At 47.6% G+C, this 17,918-nt stretch carries 14 protein-coding genes, 1 tRNA gene and 1 riboswitch; of the genes, 7 read left to right on the top strand and 8 right to left on the bottom strand.

Going from position 1 to position 17,918, the window contains the following annotated elements:
• Positions 1-17 precede the first annotated feature (17 nt).
• The 5 genes from AC3B6P_RS08025 to AC3B6P_RS08045 are packed head-to-tail and all read left to right on the top strand — an operon-like array spanning position 18 to position 6,273.
• Positions 18-1,397, top strand: coding sequence for a replication-associated recombination protein A (locus tag AC3B6P_RS08025; RefSeq protein ID WP_489805613.1), 1,380 nt, complete (start codon positions 18-20; stop codon positions 1,395-1,397).
• Complete coding sequence (locus AC3B6P_RS08030) at positions 1,394-2,365, top strand: RluA family pseudouridine synthase (protein WP_489805614.1); 972 nt, start codon at positions 1,394-1,396, stop codon at positions 2,363-2,365. The genes AC3B6P_RS08025 and AC3B6P_RS08030 overlap by 4 nt, the downstream gene beginning before the upstream one ends.
• A gap of 22 nt (positions 2,366-2,387) precedes the next feature.
• The gene (locus tag AC3B6P_RS08035) at positions 2,388-4,883 is read left to right on the top strand and encodes an AsmA family protein (protein WP_489805615.1); all 2,496 of its coding nucleotides are present in this window, start codon (positions 2,388-2,390) and stop codon (positions 4,881-4,883) included.
• Positions 4,883-5,590, top strand: coding sequence for an ATP12 family protein (locus tag AC3B6P_RS08040; RefSeq protein WP_489805616.1), 708 nt, complete (start codon positions 4,883-4,885; stop codon positions 5,588-5,590). The genes AC3B6P_RS08035 and AC3B6P_RS08040 overlap by 1 nt, the downstream gene beginning before the upstream one ends.
• A 32-nt stretch (positions 5,591-5,622) precedes the next feature.
• Positions 5,623-6,273 carry a GNAT family N-acetyltransferase gene (locus tag AC3B6P_RS08045; protein ID WP_489805617.1) on the top strand — a complete coding sequence of 217 codons (651 nt, stop codon included), beginning with the start codon at positions 5,623-5,625 and terminating at the stop codon, positions 6,271-6,273.
• A gap of 66 nt (positions 6,274-6,339) precedes the next feature.
• Here AC3B6P_RS08045 and AC3B6P_RS08050 read toward each other — a convergent pair whose 3' ends face one another.
• The 3 genes from AC3B6P_RS08050 to AC3B6P_RS08060 all read right to left on the bottom strand — a co-directional run bounded on the left by AC3B6P_RS08050 (position 6,340) and on the right by AC3B6P_RS08060 (position 9,348).
• The gene (locus tag AC3B6P_RS08050) at positions 6,340-7,536 is read right to left on the bottom strand and encodes a bifunctional 2-C-methyl-D-erythritol 4-phosphate cytidylyltransferase/2-C-methyl-D-erythritol 2,4-cyclodiphosphate synthase (RefSeq protein ID WP_489805618.1); all 1,197 of its coding nucleotides are present in this window, start codon (positions 7,534-7,536) and stop codon (positions 6,340-6,342) included.
• 20 nt (positions 7,537-7,556) lie between these two features.
• Complete coding sequence (gene apaG / locus AC3B6P_RS08055; protein WP_489805619.1) at positions 7,557-8,030, bottom strand: Co2+/Mg2+ efflux protein ApaG; 474 nt, start codon at positions 8,028-8,030, stop codon at positions 7,557-7,559.
• Between the two features lie 103 nt (positions 8,031-8,133).
• Positions 8,134-9,348 carry an aminotransferase class I/II-fold pyridoxal phosphate-dependent enzyme gene (locus tag AC3B6P_RS08060; RefSeq protein WP_489805620.1) on the bottom strand — a complete coding sequence of 405 codons (1,215 nt, stop codon included), beginning with the start codon at positions 9,346-9,348 and terminating at the stop codon, positions 8,134-8,136.
• A 74-nt stretch (positions 9,349-9,422) separates the two neighbouring features.
• A riboswitch (SAM riboswitch) is annotated at positions 9,423-9,502 on the bottom strand.
• Between the two features lie 126 nt (positions 9,503-9,628).
• Here AC3B6P_RS08060 and AC3B6P_RS08065 point away from each other — a divergent pair.
• Positions 9,629-9,702 (top strand) — tRNA-Gly (locus AC3B6P_RS08065).
• A gap of 27 nt (positions 9,703-9,729) precedes the next feature.
• Here the strand turns inward: AC3B6P_RS08065 and AC3B6P_RS08070 are convergent.
• From AC3B6P_RS08070 to AC3B6P_RS08090, 5 genes are all read right to left on the bottom strand, one after another.
• Entirely contained in the window at positions 9,730-10,227 is a 498-nt protein-coding gene (locus tag AC3B6P_RS08070; protein ID WP_489805621.1) for a hypothetical protein, read from the bottom strand.
• 30 nt (positions 10,228-10,257) lie between these two features.
• On the bottom strand, positions 10,258-11,010 hold the full coding sequence (locus AC3B6P_RS08075; RefSeq protein WP_489805622.1) for a 2OG-Fe dioxygenase family protein: 753 nt from the start codon (positions 11,008-11,010) through the stop codon (positions 10,258-10,260).
• 74 nt (positions 11,011-11,084) lie between these two features.
• Positions 11,085-12,353, bottom strand: a complete 1,269-nt coding sequence (locus tag AC3B6P_RS08080) for an NAD(P)/FAD-dependent oxidoreductase (RefSeq protein ID WP_489805623.1) — start codon at positions 12,351-12,353, stop codon at positions 11,085-11,087.
• Positions 12,354-12,618: 265 nt separating this feature from the next.
• On the bottom strand, positions 12,619-13,857 hold the full coding sequence (argJ, locus tag AC3B6P_RS08085) for a bifunctional glutamate N-acetyltransferase/amino-acid acetyltransferase ArgJ (RefSeq protein WP_489805624.1): 1,239 nt from the start codon (positions 13,855-13,857) through the stop codon (positions 12,619-12,621).
• A gap of 39 nt (positions 13,858-13,896) precedes the next feature.
• On the bottom strand, positions 13,897-14,820 hold the full coding sequence (locus tag AC3B6P_RS08090) for a peptidylprolyl isomerase (RefSeq protein ID WP_489805625.1): 924 nt from the start codon (positions 14,818-14,820) through the stop codon (positions 13,897-13,899).
• A 432-nt stretch (positions 14,821-15,252) separates the two neighbouring features.
• Here AC3B6P_RS08090 and secA point away from each other — a divergent pair, with 432 nt between their 5' ends.
• Entirely contained in the window at positions 15,253-17,913 is a 2,661-nt protein-coding gene (gene secA, locus AC3B6P_RS08095; RefSeq protein ID WP_489805626.1) for a preprotein translocase subunit SecA, read from the top strand.
• Positions 17,914-17,918: the final 5 nt, after the last annotated feature.

A 17,918-nucleotide genomic window follows, 5' to 3' on the forward strand; every position in this document is an offset into this window, starting at 1 on the left:
AGTCTGAAAGTTTCTGCATGTCTCAAGCGGATAACGATCTTTTCGGTTCCCCAGACGTTTCTGCTTCTTCTTCTGAACTTCGAAGCAGTCTTGTGCGTAAGCGTTCATTAACGCCGAAATATCAGCCTCTGGCAGATAGAATACGTCCTCAAACCCTTGAAGAGGTTAGTGGGCAGGCGCATCTTTTGGGCGAGAATGGAACATTAAGCCGCATGTTTGAAAGCGGCTCTCTGCCCAGCCTTATCTTATGGGGCGGTCCTGGTTGCGGAAAAACGACGATTGCGCGTCTGCTCGCTGAGAGGGCTGGTCTGTATTTTTCGCAGATTTCTGCTGTTTTTTCTAATGTGTCCGAGTTGCGAAAAGCTTTTGATGAAGCAGATCGTAGGCAGGAAGCGACGGGAAAAGGCACTTTGCTATTTGTTGATGAGATACACCGTTTCAATCGGGCTCAGCAGGATAGTTTTCTACCCTTTGTGGAAAGAGGCACAGTGGTTCTGGTAGGGGCCACGACTGAAAATCCATCCTTCTCGCTTAATGCTGCCTTGCTTTCACGCTGTCAGGTCATGGTCTTGAACCGCCTTGATGCGCAGGCGCTCAGTGAGCTCCTGAAAAGGGCGGAGAAAGAAATGGGGCGTTCCTTGCCTTTAACGGCTGAGGCAAGGCAGTCTCTTTGTGCAATGGCTGATGGTGACGGGCGTTATCTTCTGAATATGGCAGAGCAGATTTTTGCCCAGACAACCAAAAAGCCGGAAAATACGTTGGTAGATGCAGCTGGACTGGCACATATGTTGACCCGCCGTCCGGTCCTGTATGACCGCGATCGCGATGAACATTATAATCTGATTTCCGCGCTACATAAATCTTTGCGTGGCAGTGACCCAGATGCAGCGCTTTACTGGTTTGCGCGTATGTTGGAAGGGGGAGAAGATCCACGTTATATTGCACGCCGGTTGGTAAGATTTGCCAGCGAAGATGTTGGGGAAGCTGACCCGACATCCCTACCGCTTGCCCAGGCGGCAGCCACGGCATATGAAAGACTTGGCTCTCCTGAAGGCGAGTTGGCCCTGGCTCAATTAGTTGTGCATCTGGCCGTTGCGTCCAAATCCAATGCAGTCTATGTGGCTTATAACGAAGCAAGACGCCTGGCTAAAAAGACCGGAAGCCTGATTCCACCAGCTCATATCCGTAATGCACCAACAAAATTGATGAAAGAGCTTGGTTATGGCAAAGATTACGCCTATGACCATGATGAAGAAGACGCATTTTCGGGACAGAATTATTTCCCTGACGGAATGGAGCGCGTGACGCTTTACCGCCCGACTGATCGCGGCTTTGAAGAAAGAATACAAAAACGCCTGGATTTCCTGGCTCAGAAACGAGCATCCCGTTCCTCATGACTGTTCAAAATCTTATTGTTACTGAAGATGAATCCGACCTGCGGCTTGATCGCTGGTTCCGTCGCCATTATCCTAATCTGACGCAGGGTGCGGTGCAGAAACTCTGCCGTAAAGGGCAGATCCGCGTCGATGGTGGCCGAGTTCAGCCTAACCAGCGCCTTTATCCTGGTCAGAAAATCCGTATCCCTCCATTGCCTGACGTGAGCCAGCCAGCACCTCCTCCCCCATTAGACCCGATGGTGTTGAAGCGCCTTGAGGCTATGGTCCTTTATCAGGATGAGCAATTGATTGTGCTGAACAAACCCTCAGGTCTGGCGACACAGGGTGGACCGGGTATTACGGAACATGTAGACCAGATGATTGAGGCTTTTCGCCCGAAGGGGGGGGATCGTCCCCGTCTGGTGCATAGGCTTGATCGCGATACATCAGGCGTGCTGCTTCTGGCCCGCACTCCAGGCGTCGCAGCCAAGCTGGCAGCCTCTTTCCGTACAAGGGATGTTGAAAAGACTTATTGGGCCATTGTTGTCGGGCGGCCTAATCCTACTGAAGGGATTATTGACCAACCTTTGGCTAAGGTGGGTGCTGGTGGGGCAGCTCTGATTGTTCCGGCGCAGCGAGGCGATGAGGATGCGGTTTCAGCGAAAAGTTCATATGAGCTTGTTGACTGTGCGGGGCGTAAATTCAGCTGGCTTAAACTCTCTCCTCTGACCGGGCGGACACATCAGCTGCGTGTTCATTGTGAGAGCCTGAAAACACCCATTATTGGTGATCCACGTTATGGGGGAAAAATTGCACATCCTGAAGGATTTCCAGATCGACTTCATTTACATGCCAGACAATTAGAGTTCCCTCATCCAAAAGGGGGGACCCTGCGTGTTACGGCACCTCTGCCTCCTCATATGGTGGAAAGCTTCAAGTCTTTAGGGTTTGAGGCGGGGAAAACGGAGCCTCCTAAAAGGGTGCGCTAGAATAGAAAGAGAGGAAGGCCGGATGAAAAAGATTCTTGGGGGCTTGATAGCGATACTGCTTCTCTTTGTCGCAGCATGTGTCGGTTCGCATTTTCTGCTGGATCAGAATATCATTCGTCAGCAGATTGTGCAGGCAGTCAAACAGCAGAGCACTCTTGAACTAAAAATCTCCAGGGCGTCTTTTCAGCTTCTGCCCTGGCCCTCTTTTCATGCGGATGAATTAAGCCTTGCTCGTCCCGATTGCGCGCCCTTTGTAACAGCCCGTTCGGTTCACGCAGATATTGCATTCCTGCCTTTATTCCATCGTGAAATTGCCTTGAAGAATTTGACAGTGGAAAATGGAAAGGCTTCTTTCCAACCGAATAAGGGTGAATTCTGTTCAGACTTGGGGACAGTGTTTGCGGGAAAACAGACCGAAAAACTCCCTGAGAACAGGATGATTCCTTCGGGACATACACCTTGGCGTGTCAGTTTCAATGCTCTGGAAATTAAAGAAACCCAGCTTGAATTGCCTGCAAAAGAAGTAGCCACTTCTCCTTTTGGTAATAGGCTTTTTGTCGATCACCTTATTTTAAGTGACCTTAAAACGGATAGTCCGCACCTTGATTTTAAAGGTAAGCGGGGAGAGGAAGTCATTTCTCTTAAAGGCCGTCTTGGTTCCGTCCATGATTTTTTTGAGCCCGGTTCGCGTCCATGGGTTTTCAGTTTGGGGCTGAGCTTTGGTGAAAAAAGCAGAAGCGACCAGCTGACGATTGATGGTGTAGTCAATGATCTTGCTCATAATGGACAGACAACACTGACCCTGCAAGGACGCAGTGATAATTTGCAGGACTGGAAAAATCTGTTTCCTCAGGTTGTTTTGCCAGATATCAGCGGTCTGGAAGGCAAAGTCGCCTTCAGAGTGAATGATGATGCTTCCGGGTCATTCTTCCAGCTCTGGGGATATGGCTTCACGCCGACGTCTCTGTCCCTGCATATGAAAGAGTTTAAAAGTACCTTCTCCCATAAAAAACAGCCCGTGATTCTGAAGGATGTGCATTTGACGGCTGATGATATGGCTCCTGTCTTAAAGGTAGAGGGTACATGGGAGGACCAAACGAATTCGTGGCATTTTATGGCGGATTCTGGCTCATTGGCGCAGATTATGGCCCTCTGGAACGATCAGGAAGGAGCTGTTGTCCCGCTTGATGCGCATATTCGGGAAAGTCAGGCACCACAAACTATAAAGCAGGAAAATCCCACTCAATTTCAGCTTCAGGGGCAGATTAGCCAGCAATCAAGCCACATCACAGTTAAAGGGAGTGGGAGTCAGTTAAAACTTTCTAACATGGCATTCCTGCCATCTTTTTGGAATAAGCTTCTTTCAGGGACGAATTTACGTGATTTCACATTCCAGACAGATGTCACTTCTGTTTCTTTTTCAGAGCAGAAAGAAATTGATGCACTGTCTTTTGAGAATATACAGATCAAGAGCCAGAGTCTGAATGGAGAGGGGGCTGTTTCCTTTTCCCGTCTCACGCAGACTGTCCCCCGTTTTGTGGCGCATTTTCATTTTGACAGTTTTGATGGCAATCAGTTTGTGCCAGGCATTAAGGATGAGAAATTACCGGGGAATGAGACGCAGAAAGACAGACCAGCCTCTTTTCTTGATCAATTAACGTCTCTATCGCGGAAATGGGATGGTCTTATTGATCTGAAATTGGGTCAGTTTACCCTGGGAGGACTGACCTATCATGACCTGTCTTTTTATGGGTTAATGGGTGATGGGAAACTCACAATAGATCCAATGACAGCGCAGCTTGATGACTTTCCTCTCAAAGTTCGGTTGGCAGTGGGCGAGGGTCATGACCAGTCTTATCTTAATTTTGAGGCTGAATCGGTCCAGCTTCCGGCATCTTTATTGCTGAAATTATCCCATCAGCCAGCATTTCTGGATGGGACGATCCAGCTTGATGGGCAGCTTGCCGCACGGGGACACAACCGTAAAGAGCTTGTAGACTCTCTTGAAGGGGAATTGGGCTTGTCTCTGACGGAGGGCAGGATACAGAAATCTGTCCTTATGCCCTTGGCTGGCCCGGCAGGGACTTTTTTGAAAATGGGTAAAGCCAGTATGAAATTACGCTGCCTTGCTGGTAAGGTGAATTTTCATGCAGGGCAGGCGGATATTGTGACTATGGCCATGCAGGCTAAGCATTATGCCCTGTCCGGAAAAGGGCAGGTCAATATGTCTGACCAGACAGTTAATATGCTGTTTTCCCCTCATATTGAGCTTGATGATAATGAATTTTCGACCCCCTTTAAGGTTACAGGGTCTCTCACGGAGCCACGGATTGTTCCGGCACGTAATGAGCAAGGTTATTTCCAGATGAGCATTGGGAGCGCAGAGCGTGATTCCTGCGCAGAGGCTGTAAAAGAAGCACGTGGAGGGCATGGTGGCCCTGCTCTTGAAAAAGAAGAAAAACATAAGAGTAAGGTAGGAAGTATTTTGAAGTCTCTTGGTATTGGAGGAAAGTTCTGATGGCTGGCTCGCCAAAATGTTTCTGGAAGCATGTCACACTTGAACAGGGAGAAAAGGGGTTATATGGCCCAGCCCTGGATGGCAGACCTGTCCGTCTGACAGGGGGTGAGAAGCTTCTTGTTCATTCCTTGCCCCTTGCTGAAGTTTTGCTGGAAGAATGGTCTTCCTTCTCACCTGGGGAGGAAATTAGTTCGGATAAAATTCCTCTGACACGTATTGTCGGAAGCCAGATTGAACAGATCGCTCCATATCAAGCTGAAACGCAGGAGGCTTTATTTGCCTTCGGGCTTGATGAGGCACTTTGCTACCATAGCCCTGTGCAGGACCCTGTGATTGCTCAGCGTCTCAAAGAATGGATGAGGGAACTAGGGGAAATGTTCGTCCTTCCACAAGCGACGAATTTAACGCCTATTGCACATAAGGAAAGCTATAAACAGGCTTTAAGGCACCTGATACAAAAGCAGTCTATAGAGCGGCTGACAGCCTTACGCATTATGGCTCCCCTGCTCAGCAGCTTCTGGCTTCCTTTCGCCCTTACGTCAGGTGTTTTGACATCTGAAGAGGCTTTTATGTTCAGCTATGCCGATGAATATAACCAGCTTGAAGAATGGGGCGAAGATTCAGAATTCTCCACCTCACTGGAACGCAAACAGCAGGAATTATTGGATGTGATGCGTTACTGGACTCTGGTGCAGTCGGTAATGTGAGTGTTTTTCTTCTTACTAAAGAAGGTTCCTTTATGTTTTCTTTCCCCAAAAAAAGGGTCATAGACGGGCTTTATGCTCGCTTGGAACCGTTATCTGCACAACATAGTCAGACATTATTTGAAGCGGCAAGAATGCCCGGGATAGAGGAACGTTTCCGTTATTTATTTGATTTCCCCCCTCAAAATCCTGAAGAGCAGCGTCACTGGATTGAAAATGCCTCGCATAGTTCTGATCCTCTGTTTTTTGCTGTTATTGATAAAAAGACGAAACGTGCAGAGGGGAGGCAGGCACTTATGCGTATTGACACCTCTAACAGTGTAATCGAAATCGGAAATATTTTATGGGGGCCTGCCATAACGCGCACAAATGTTGCGACAGAGGCTTTTTTTCTACTGGCCGATTATGTGTTTGACCTTGGTTATCGCCGCCTTGAATGGAAGTGCGATAATGATAATCTGCCTTCTAAAAAAGCAGCGGAGCGTTTTGGATTTACCTATGAGGGAATGTTCCGCCAACATATGATCGTGAAGGGCAAGAATAGGGATACAGCGTGGTTTTCAATTCTTGATCATGAGTGGAAAACGATGAAAGCTGGCTATCAGCGTTGGTTACGTCAGGATAATTTCGATGAAACCGGGCATCAGATTCATAAACTGAAATTTTTTCAGACTGACGATTTATAATCGCAAACGACATCCCGGTTTCTGAATAAAGACCGGGATTCATAAAAACAGCTTTTTGGTGAAAACTTATTCAGCCTCGTCTGGTACCATGACGCTGACTGCTGCTGTTGCAGCGATGCCTTCTTCCCTCCCAGTGAAGCCCAGTTTTTCGGAGGTTGTGGCCTTGATAGAAATGCGGGAAAGGGGGACTTTAAGCAAGTCAGCCAAGCGTTCTCTCATGGCCTGGGCATGAGGGCCGATTTTGGGGCGTTCGCAAATAAGTGTGATGTCTGCATTCACCAAAAATCCGCCTTTCTGACGAATCAGATCACCTGCATGGATCAGAAATCTTGCTGAATCCATATCGCGCCACTGATTATCACTAGGCGGAAAATGGCGGCCAATATCCCCCTCGGAGAGTGCGCCGTAGATTGCATCACAGAGAGCATGAATTCCTACGTCAGCATCAGAATGTCCTGCAAGGCCTTTGTCATGAGGGACTTCAATCCCACAAAGAATCAGTTTGCGACCTTCAGCGAAAGCGTGAACATCGTAGCCTAGACCAACACGTGGCAGTAATGTCTGAGTATTCTGATTCATAATGCGTTCCAGTCTAATAAGGTCTTCTGCTACGGTCAATTTTATGTTGTCTTCCGATCCCTGAACAATGGCAACGTGATGATTTTCCAGTTCCAGTAAGGCGGCATCATCAGTTCTGGCGTCACGATGCCTCTGGTGAAGGTCATGCAGGAGCGGAAAAGAGAAACCCTGCGGCGTTTGTGCTCGCCAGAGATTTTCCCGCGAGATAGTATCAATGATAATATTGTTTGAGACTTTTTTGAGCGTATCGCTAACAGGTACAGCCGGAATGACACCTTCATGTGTTTCAAGGGCTTTTAAAGTCGCGAGAATTACTTTTTCGGGAACAAAAGGTCTTGCGCCATCATGGACCAACACAAAATCAGGTGGTTCTGGAAGCTTTGCAAGAGCTTCAAGACCAATGCGCACGCTATCATGACGTTCCTCCCCACCAGAGACGGGAGAGAGAACATTTAACCCTTCAAGGGCTTCATTGAGAAGGGGGTCTCCACCAACGGGCTGAATGACATCGACATAGGGCAGGAGGGCCAGTGCAGCATGACGGATGACCGGAATCCCTTTCAGAAGCTGAAACTGTTTACTGACTGTGTTGTCATCAGTTAAACCAGCGGCAAACCGGCGTCCTTGTCCGGCAGCCAGAAGTAGGGCAGCAATCTTTTTACGGGGGGCAGTAGAACGTGCCAAAACTGGTGCTCCTTGAATGATTAGTGAAGCTGTCTGTTCTGATAAGGACTATCAAGACTGAACATGGGGATTGTGACGTCGAAAGAATGATCATCATCGACAAGACGGGCATGATAAGTGCCTGACATAAAACCAGAAGATGTTTTGAGTTCTGCGCCAGACGTATATTCAAAATGCTCATGAGGGGCGATGACAGGAAGCTGCCCACCAATTCCCTCATTATATGTACGGATTTCATTACCGAAACTGTCAAAAACACTCCAGGTACGGCCTGTGAGCTGAAGCGAAGCTTCACCACCATTTTCGATAATGACGTGATAAACCCAGGTAAAAATATGGTCTTTCACGTCTGAAAGTTCTTCAATCCAGATCGGGCGGACCGTGACAGTAATTTCACCTGTTTTGGCAGTGTAACTCTGGGGGGCGATGAGAGAGGCCATTTCAGTGGCATCAAGGTCATCACCCTCGGCAAATTCCACAGTCTGGTTAAACATGATCTTCCCTTACGTGGACGTCTGGTTGACCTTTATTTCGTAATAAAGGTCACTCTATAAACGCTTGCCTGGTTTGTGTTTCAGGAACCATTTTCCTGAAAGCTCACAGAGCCAGTGCAGCGTCTGTAGCCTGTTTTAACTCCTCAATCAAATCGAGAGGATCTTCCAGCCCGACTGAAAGGCGGATCACACCATCATGGATTCCGAGTTCAGAGCGCTCTTCAGCAGTTATTTTTTTATGTGTCGTCGTTGCAGGGTGTGTGGCAAGGCTGCGTGCATCACCCAGATTATTGGAAATCGCGATGATGGAAAAAGCATTCATGCAGGCGAAAGCCCCTTCCTTGCCGTTCACAACTTCAAAAGCGATCATGGAACCGCCATCACGCATTTGTTTTTTGACAAGTTCAGCCTGCGGATGATCCGGGAATCCTGTATAATGTACGTTTTTGACCCCCTCCATATTTCTTAGCGCCTGTGCAACCTGGAGTGCATTCTGTGCCATGGTTCTGGCGCGTAAATCCAGTGTTTCAAGCCCTTTGAGTAGGACCCAGGCATTAAAAGGAGAAAGGCTATTACCGGTATTGCGTACAAAGGGTTGTAGGACTTCAGTAATCCATTGGCTGCTTCCTAATACAGCTCCTCCTAATGTACGGCCCTGGCCATCCAGATGTTTGGTACAGGAATAAATGACGACGTCCGCTCCCAGAGCAAGAGGGCGTTGCCCGACCGGAGTGGCAAAGACATTATCAACCACCAACAAGGCCCCTGCTTTATGGGCGTAATGGGCGATTAACTCAATATCAAGTACTTCGAGCATGGGGTTGGAAGGAGTCTCGATCAATACAGCTTTTGTCGGGACAGAAAGTGCTTCTTTCCAGGCATTTTCATCAAGCCCATCTATCAGAACAGTCTCGACGCCATAGCTGGGGAGTAAATTGGTCAGGAGCCAATGAGTGGAACCGAAAAGTGCTTTAGAGGCAACAACGCGGTCTCCTGCTTTGACCTGACATAACAGGGCGCATGAGATTGCTCCCATGCCTGATGACATTGTAAGGCAGGATTCGGCACCTTCCAGGAGGGATAAGCGTTCCTGGAGTGTATCGACGGTCGGGCTGCCATAACGGGCATATTGGTAATGCTCGACTGTGCCTTCAAAAGTGGCTGCAGCTTGCTCGGCACTGTCATAGACAAAGCCAGATGTCAAAAAGATTGCTTCAGACGTTTCCCCATGATGGGTTCTGTTCGCTGCGTTATGCAAAAGCTGCGTGGCAAGACGCCAGCCAGGCTGGGTGGCAGGCTGCTTGAGTGATGACGACATAAAACCCTCCATGTGTGTCGTGCTTCGGTGTCGTAAGCACAATGATCTATGGCGGGCCGTAGAAGTCCTGTTTGTATATGAAAAACAGGGCCTCTTTAGCGCTATTTTTTTACCTCGCCGCAAGCCGGCCGCTCAAATCACGAGGATCATTTTTTGCAAAATGATCGAGGGATAATGCAGGGTGACTTTTGTTACGTCAAGAGGCAGAGTAGGCAAATTTCTCCTTGGAAAGGGGATTGCAGGTGGACGCTGAAATAGGATATAGAACGGCGATCCCCAAGCGGATGTAGTTCAATGGTAGAACGGCAGCTTCCCAAGCTGCATACGGGGGTTCGATTCCCCTCATCCGCTCCATGGTGATCCTCCCATGAAAGCTCTTTTTTATTCAGGCATTGTGTCCTGATAGGCCTGACCGTTCCAGATCCATTTATCATTATTATCAATGAGCAAATCGTACATACCTTTATGGCGTGTATGCAGCACGGTGATATCGCCATTAACCGCGTCAACGACATTTACCCATTCATCGCCTTGCTGAAGATAAACAGAGGTCGTACAGCCTGAAGAGCCACAAAGACGGGGCGACTGAATTTGCACAAATAACCCCTCGTCTTTTTTATCTGGTGAGAGAGAGGCTGAGCCAATCAGAAATAAAGGAACGTCATGGTGGCGTGCTGAGTCGTCAATAATATCCTGATTTAGAGAGCGTGCCGTTTTGTCCAGAGGGGTATTGGGCATGGCCTTGAGGGTTATAAATGTTTTCTGGCTTCCCTCATGATGAGTGGCTGTTTTCGCTGAAAGCGGTGAGGCCAGTACAGCTGCAAAAAACATGCTTGCGGAAAAGAGTTTGCAGGCTTTTAGAGAGAAGAAAGGCTTCATGAAATCACCTGTTTTTTGAAGGTTTGTTTTTTATTCATGCCTGAAGGTCACAACAAGAACATCACGATGTGCAGGCTGTGACGGGTTGTCAGGTTCCACATTCGTGACACCATGATAAACTTTATGGTCATCGACGATCGCAGTATCAAGTGGCTCTGCGAGCGTGAAAGTACCCAGAAGTGTTTTTTTGTCTAACGCATGAATTGTCGTGACCCCCTCCTTGATATTTTCACGATGGATCATGACAACCAGAACAAGATCCACACCATCACGGTGCATGCCCTCAGGGGTTGGCTTTCCAATCTCATTACTCGCTGCTTCGATGCGGAATTGATGGACTTCTACGTGCCATGAGGGGGGAGGGGTATGGCCATCTGGTATGAGCTTGTTTGCGAGAAAGGCTCCATTACGGATAATGGCAAGCAGGGCAGGATGGTGGGCAATCGAGTCTTTAAGAGGGCTGAACCAGCGTTCTATGCCTCCATTCAGCAGATTATAATCACGGCTTTGATAATGAGGCTGATGTGCTTTCTGGATAATGTCGCTTTTTGTGACGGAATAAGTCCCGTAACGCCGCCGACGGTAACGGCCCCCATCAGCCATGTAGCGGTCCAGCCCGAGGTCATTCCAGCTTTTGGCAAAACTTTCCCAGTTTTTGAGGCCAGACAGTTTGTAAAAAGCTTCAGCTCTGGAGGCGGGGAGGAAGGAAAAATTCCGTTCCTTCAGTTCCATTAAAGCTGAAGCTGTTTCAGGGCTTTGGGAAAGAAGAGATGTAAGACTCATGACCATAAACCTCTATTTAGGGGTATCAGTTCATGAGAGTTACAAACTCTTCAATAACAGTAAAGAGCTTCTTTTCAGGAAAGAGAGCTTGAAGCATCTTTCTCAGAAGTGCCAGAACTCAGGTCTGGATGGTGGGGAGTAAAGTGCTCATGCAAGGCAGCGCTTGCAGTATGCATTAGACCAGTCAGATCGAATTGATGCTGCCGGTAAAGCCCTTCATGGATGAATTGGGCAAAACTAGCCCCCATGCCACTGCCACCAAAAGCTTTTTTCGATGGCCACATGCCCCAGGCATTATAATCACCCAGCACAACAACCGCTCCACGATCAACATATTTGAAAGGCTGGGGAACTGAACCGTTTATGAGGGCAGGTAATGCAACATGACCAACATAGCGTCCTTCCTGCCGGGCGACCTGTGCTGTAGGTGGAATGGGAGCCGCTTCGATGCGTGAGCAGTCACCAATGGCAAAGACACATGGGTCTTTTGTGCTTTGGAGTGTTGGAGACACTACGATTTGTCCGGAACGACTGATTTCAAGTCCCGAGAATAGTTCCGTCGCTTTAGAAGCTTGAACTCCGGCTGCCCAGATACGGAGCTTTGCATCAATATGACGCCCATCCTTGAGCTGGATGCCTGTATCGTCAATAGCACTGACGTTGGCTCCGGTCATGACTTCGAAGCCGATATCTGTGAATTGTTTTTTTGCTTCTTCAGAGACACTTTCGGGGAAAGCAGGAAGAATACGGGGGGAGGCTTCCAATAACATTGGCTTAAGGTATTTTTTGCGTCCTGTACGGCCCATGCCAGGAACTGAATCAAGGGCTTTGCAGAATTCAGCAGCAAGTTGGACGCCTGTAGCACCGCCGCCAATAATTGCCAGCGTCAAGGGCTGCTCAGTTGTTTTTGCTTCCTTAATGGCGTTATAGAATACTTGATTAAGACGATGTGCGTCGTTGATATTGTCTAGGAAAAGACAATATTCCTGCACCCCGGGTGTGCCAAAGTCATTGATATGTCCGCCAATAGAGACGACAAGATAGTCGTAGTCCAAGACAGTGCCGTTCTTAAGTGTTACTTTTTTATCAGCACTGTTAATTTTCGCGGGTGAGCTCTGGATGAAATTAAAGCCAAATTTTTTGGCGAGCTTTTCAAACGGAAATTCATTTGAAGCGGCTTCAAGTGTCCCGGCTGCAAATTCGTGTAAGGCTGGTTTCCATACATGCACAGCATTTGCATCAACGAGCGTCACTGTAGCGTTTTTTTGCGAGCGTAAAGCTGTAACAACCTCGAGGCCACCAATCCCGCCTCCTAAAACAACTACGCGTTTTTCAGCAGACATAAAATCAACCTTTATTTGCAGAGCACAGCGTCACACAAAGCGTATGCTCGGTATTTACTGAGAATATATGAGGATACTCTAATACTCTGGCAAGAGAACTATACAATATGAGACCTAGTAACATAATCGTTATAATAATATCAGACGGTTATAGGTCCATACGTTACATAGATAATAAAAAATTATTTAACAATCCAGGATGATTGCAACAATTAGCAAGTAGTTTTCTTTATCAATCTATAGTAAAAATTTATAGTCAAAGGGACTAGCTCCTGTAAGAGCCATTTATGTCGATATAGCCATGCGTTAAATCGCAGGTCCAGAGATGGGCACTTCCCTGACCCATTTCCAGGTCAACAGTGATCGTGATCTCCTGGCCTTTCATGTAATGTGTCACGGCGTCATTATCAAAATCAGGTGCTACTGTTCCATTCCGGGCGACCCAGTAATCACCAATGGCAATGGATAAGCGGTCTCGGTCAGCGGGTTCCCCGCTTTTACCAACGGCCATGACGATCCGTCCCCAGTTTGCATCTTCTCCGGCAATAGCCGTCTTCACAAGAGGGGAATCGGCAATAGAGCGAGCTATACGTTGCGCGGAATTATCATCATAAGCCTTCTGGACAATAATTTTGACAAGTTTGGTTGCACCCTCACCATCACGGATTACCTTTAGAGCTAATTCAAGCATGAGACTGTCCAGAGCCTGTTTGAATTCCGTTAATTTTGGATCATAAGCGTCTGAAATATCTGGGTTATCTGCTTCACAGGTTGCAAAAACCATTACCATGTCTGAAGTGGAGGTATCAGAATCGACGCTGATGGCATTGAAACTATTAATAACCCCTTTGCTCAACAAAGCCTGCAAAACAGATTGAGGCAGAGTCGCATCAGTAACAATATAGCTGAGCATCGTCGCCATATCAGGGGCGATCATACCGGAGCCTTTTGCAATCCCCTGAATAGTAACGGTCGTCTCACCAATTTTGGCTGTCCGGCAGGCTGCTTTGGGGAAAGTGTCGGTCGTCATAATGGCTTTAGCGGCATCTTCCCAACCATCTGCTTTAAGGACGGAAGAGAGCTCCGGCAAAGCATTTATGATTTTATGATAAGGGAGGATTTCGCCGATAACGCCCGTAGAAGCGACAAATATCTCTTCTTTTTCGCAGTCTAACTGCTCAGCAAGAGACGTAACGCAGTGAAGCACTGCGTCATCACCAGCCTTACCGGTAAAAACATTGGCGTTACCTGAATTTACCAATAAAGCGCGTGCTGAAGGGGAGTGGGACAGGGCTTTCTGACACCATGGAATCGGTGCTCCGGGGCAGCGGTTGCGTGTAAACACACCCGCTGCCACCGTTGAGGGCGCAAAGACCATCAGCATAAGGTCAGTTCGGCCTTTATAGCGGATCCCAGCTGCCACACTTCCTAATCTGACGCCCTCAATTGTGCCAAGCTTGGGGAGAGGCAAAGCAAGGGGAGAGACTGAGTGTGGCGCTGCCATGGTCGGAGGTCCTGTCTGTATGGTTTGTTAAATCGTTTTTTAGTGAGTGTTGGCAGGGGATTCCGGAAGAGGCTTGCCATGCTCATCATAACGGATGATCTTTACACTTTTTTCAGCGGATTGAACAACTTTGCCAATTTCTTCTTTGAGCATTTCCTGACGGATTGCGCCCTGAACATCTTCATATTTGGGTATGGGAGCAGTGCGTTTGCCAAGAACCTGAATAACGTGCCAGCCATAAACAGTATGAACAGGCTGTTTTGTGTAAGTATTAGGCTGTGCAGCAAAAGCAGCTTTTGAGAAGTCAGGGATCATATCGCCACTTTTGAACCATCCCAGATCACCACCATTATTTTTGGCTGTTGCTGTGTCTGAAGAGTTTTCTGTGGCCAGTTTGGCGAAATCAGCGCCTTTATCAAGCTGAGCAATTAGGCTTTTGGCCTTGGCTTCTGAATCGACAAGGATATGACGTGCGTGAACTTCTTCCTCAGGTTTTTTACTGGCGTAATGAGCGTCATAATACGCTTTCATGGTGCTGTCAGTGATTTTGGGAGCAACGCGTTCTTTAATGTAAGCGTTCATCAGCGCTGCTTCTGAGGCTTGTTTCATAGCGGCTTTGACTTCGGGGTCGTTTTCGAGTTTGGATTTTTTTGCAGCGACCTCAATGGCTTTCTGGCTGATGAGCTGACCAAGAACCAGCGGCACGATTTTCTCGCGAGGCACGCTCATAACAGCAGGAGGGAGCTGGGAAAGAGCGCCCTGCATGTCTGCAACTGTAATTTTCTGGCCATCAACTGTTGCAATAACAGTGTCAGGAGAAGCAGGTTTGGACGCAGTCTGCGACATTTCAGTTTTTTTTGCAGGTGCTGCAGGTGCTGCAATAGCAGGGAGTACACCTGCACTTGCCAGAGAGAAACCTCCGACAAGAGTCGTGCACGCTAGAAGAAAGCGATTAATCTGCATGATAAAACCTCAATAATCATTATGATTAAAAAAAACCTGGCCTGACCATGACAAAGGCTGCGCTTTCCCGCAAGAGGGAAGAGAGGCAAATTCTGCCAGCTTTCTCGCAATAGTGAAGGGATTTTAGAAAATATAAGATGAAATAAAGTGCAAAAAACAGCATTAAATCAACTGTTTTAAGAGTATTTATCCTTTTAATGTAATGAGCGCTGTGAAAAATTTAAGCTTTTGTAATATTCACCGCAATAAGGGTTTCCGTCCGATTATATTAAAATACTTCGAACGGCACGCAGTGTTGCCGTTATCAGGAAACGTGACAAAATCTCCTAATAGTCCTAGTTAGGGGGGGGTCGATGAGGGGTCTTCGTTTTTCGCTCATCATGGATTACACTGACGCATCTTTCTTAGTGAAGTTATTTTTCAGGGTCTTATATGATTGCACGTCTCGCCCGCGCTATTTTTGGTTCTGCTAATGATCGTTATCTGAAACGGTATCAGAAGCGTGTGCCTGAGATTAATGCCCTTGAAGCTTCCATACAGCCCTTGAGCGATGAAGCACTGCGCCGGAAAACTGATGAATTCCGTGAGCGTCTCTCCAGAGGTGAAACACTTGATGATATCCTGGTTGAGGCGTTTGCAGTCTGTCGTGAGGCTTCAAAACGTGTTTTGGGGATGCGGCATTTTGATGTGCAGCTTATCGGCGGGATGGTCTTGCATGAAGGCCGTATTGCTGAAATGCGCACTGGTGAAGGTAAGACACTGGTTGCGACATTGCCTGTTTATCTTAATGCCCTTACAGGCAAGGGGGTGCATGTTGTCACGGTCAATGATTATCTGGCTAAACGTGATGCAGAGGAAATGGCCCAGCTTTACGGCTTCTTGGGACTGAGTACGGGGGTTATTATCCCCGATATGACAGATGAAGCCAGACGTGACGCGTATCATTGTGATATCACATATGGAACGAATAATGAATTCGGTTTCGATTATCTACGCGACAATATGAAATACTCTCTTGGTGAGATGGTCCAGCGTGAATTCAATTATGCAATCGTTGATGAAGTTGACAGTATTTTAATCGATGAAGCCCGGACTCCTCTGATTATTTCAGGTCCTGCTGAAGATAGTTCCGATCTCTATCGTCAGGTTGATGCGGTAATTCTGAAGCTTGTTGAAGACCTGGCAACATACGATAAGGATGAAAAACTCCGTACAGTGACATTGACGGAATATGGGTCTGATAAGGTCGAAGAGCTTCTAAATGAGGCTGGCATCTTAAAAGATGGTGGGCTTTATGATGTACAGAATGTAGCTGTTGTCCATCATGTCCAGCAATCCTTGCGTGCCCATACGCTTTTTGCTCGTGATGTTGATTACATCGTAAGGGATGACAAGCTTATCCTGATTGATGAATTTACGGGACGCATGATGGATGGCCGTCGTTATTCCGATGGTCTGCATCAGGCACTGGAAGCGAAAGAGCATGTGGAGATCCAGCAGGAGAACCAGACCCTCGCTTCTATTACATTCCAGAATTATTTCAGACTCTATCCTAAACTATCAGGCATGACCGGTACAGCCATGACTGAAGCGGACGAGTTTGCTGAGATCTATAAGCTGGACGTTGTGGAAATTCCGACCAATCTGCCCGTCAAGCGTAAGGATGGAGATGACGAGGTCTATCTAACGGCAATTGAGAAATATAAAGCCGTTGCTGAATTGATCAAACAAGTCCACGCCACAGGACAGCCAATTCTTGTCGGAACAACATCAATTGAAAAAAGTGAGTATCTCTCTGACATTTTGAAACAGATGCGGATCCCTCATAATGTCCTGAACGCCCGGCATCATGAAAAAGAGGCTGTTATCGTTGCCCAGGCCGGTGCGCCAGGGGCCATTACGATTGCGACGAATATGGCAGGGCGTGGTACTGACATCAAGTTGGGTGGTAATGTTGAAATGCTGATAAAACAGCGAATTTCAGCAGAATCTGACCCGGATCAGCATGAGCAGATTGCTGTAAAAATTCGTGATGAAGTTGCTAAGAATCGCAAAATCGTTGAAGAGGCAGGTGGTCTGTTCGTGATTGGTACAGAGCGTCATGAAAGCCGGCGGGTTGATAATCAGCTGCGTGGACGTTCTGGGCGACAGGGTGATCCTGGAAATTCACGCTTCTTCCTTTCGCTTGAAGATGATCTGATTCGTATTTTCGGCACGCACCGTATGGGTGGCATGATGCAGAAAATGGGATTGAAAGAGGGTGAGGCGATTATTCACCCATGGCTGAATCGTGCTCTCGAAAAAGCGCAGAAAAAAGTCGAAGCCCGCAATTTTGATATGCGGAAAAACACTCTGAAATATGATGACGTCATGAATGACCAGCGGCGCGAGGTCTATAGTCAGCGCCGTGAATATATGTCTTCAGAGGATGTTTCTCCTATTATTAAGGAATTAAGGCAGCAGGTAATCGAAGAACTGGTCGAGGCCCATATTCCCGAAAAATCTTTTGCCGAAGCTTGGGATATGGCCGGACTTCATAAGGAGCTAGATGAAATTCTTGCCCTTGATCTGCCGGTTGAGGAATGGGCGAAAGAAGATGGGATTGATGAAGAGCATGTAATGGAGCGGATTGAAGAGGCTGCTCTCAAGGCGCATGCCATACGGGCAACCTCTATGGGGCCTGATATGATGCGTCTGGTGGAAAAACATATCTTGTTGACCTCATTTGATAGTGCCTGGAAGGAACATCTGCACGCTCTTGATCAGCTTCGTCAGGGGATTGGCCTGCGTGCTTATGGCCAGCGTGACCCGCTTAATGAATATAAGCATGAAGCCTTTCAGATGTTTACGCATATGCTTTCTGAAATGCGGATGAAAACGATACAGACATTGTCTCATATTCATACGGTTTCTGAAGTTCCTGAAGCGCCCCCGGTACCCCCAGCCCATTATGAAGCTGTCCCGGAGAGTGAAGATGATATCATAGACGCTGAGACGCTGGCTTTATGGAACAGCAGAACGCCTCGTAATGCACCATGCCCTTGTGGCTCGGGGATGAAGTTTAAGCATTGTCACGGCAGAATTATTCAGTAATCACA

It is taken from the genome of Aristophania sp. ESL1142, assembly GCF_058107345.1.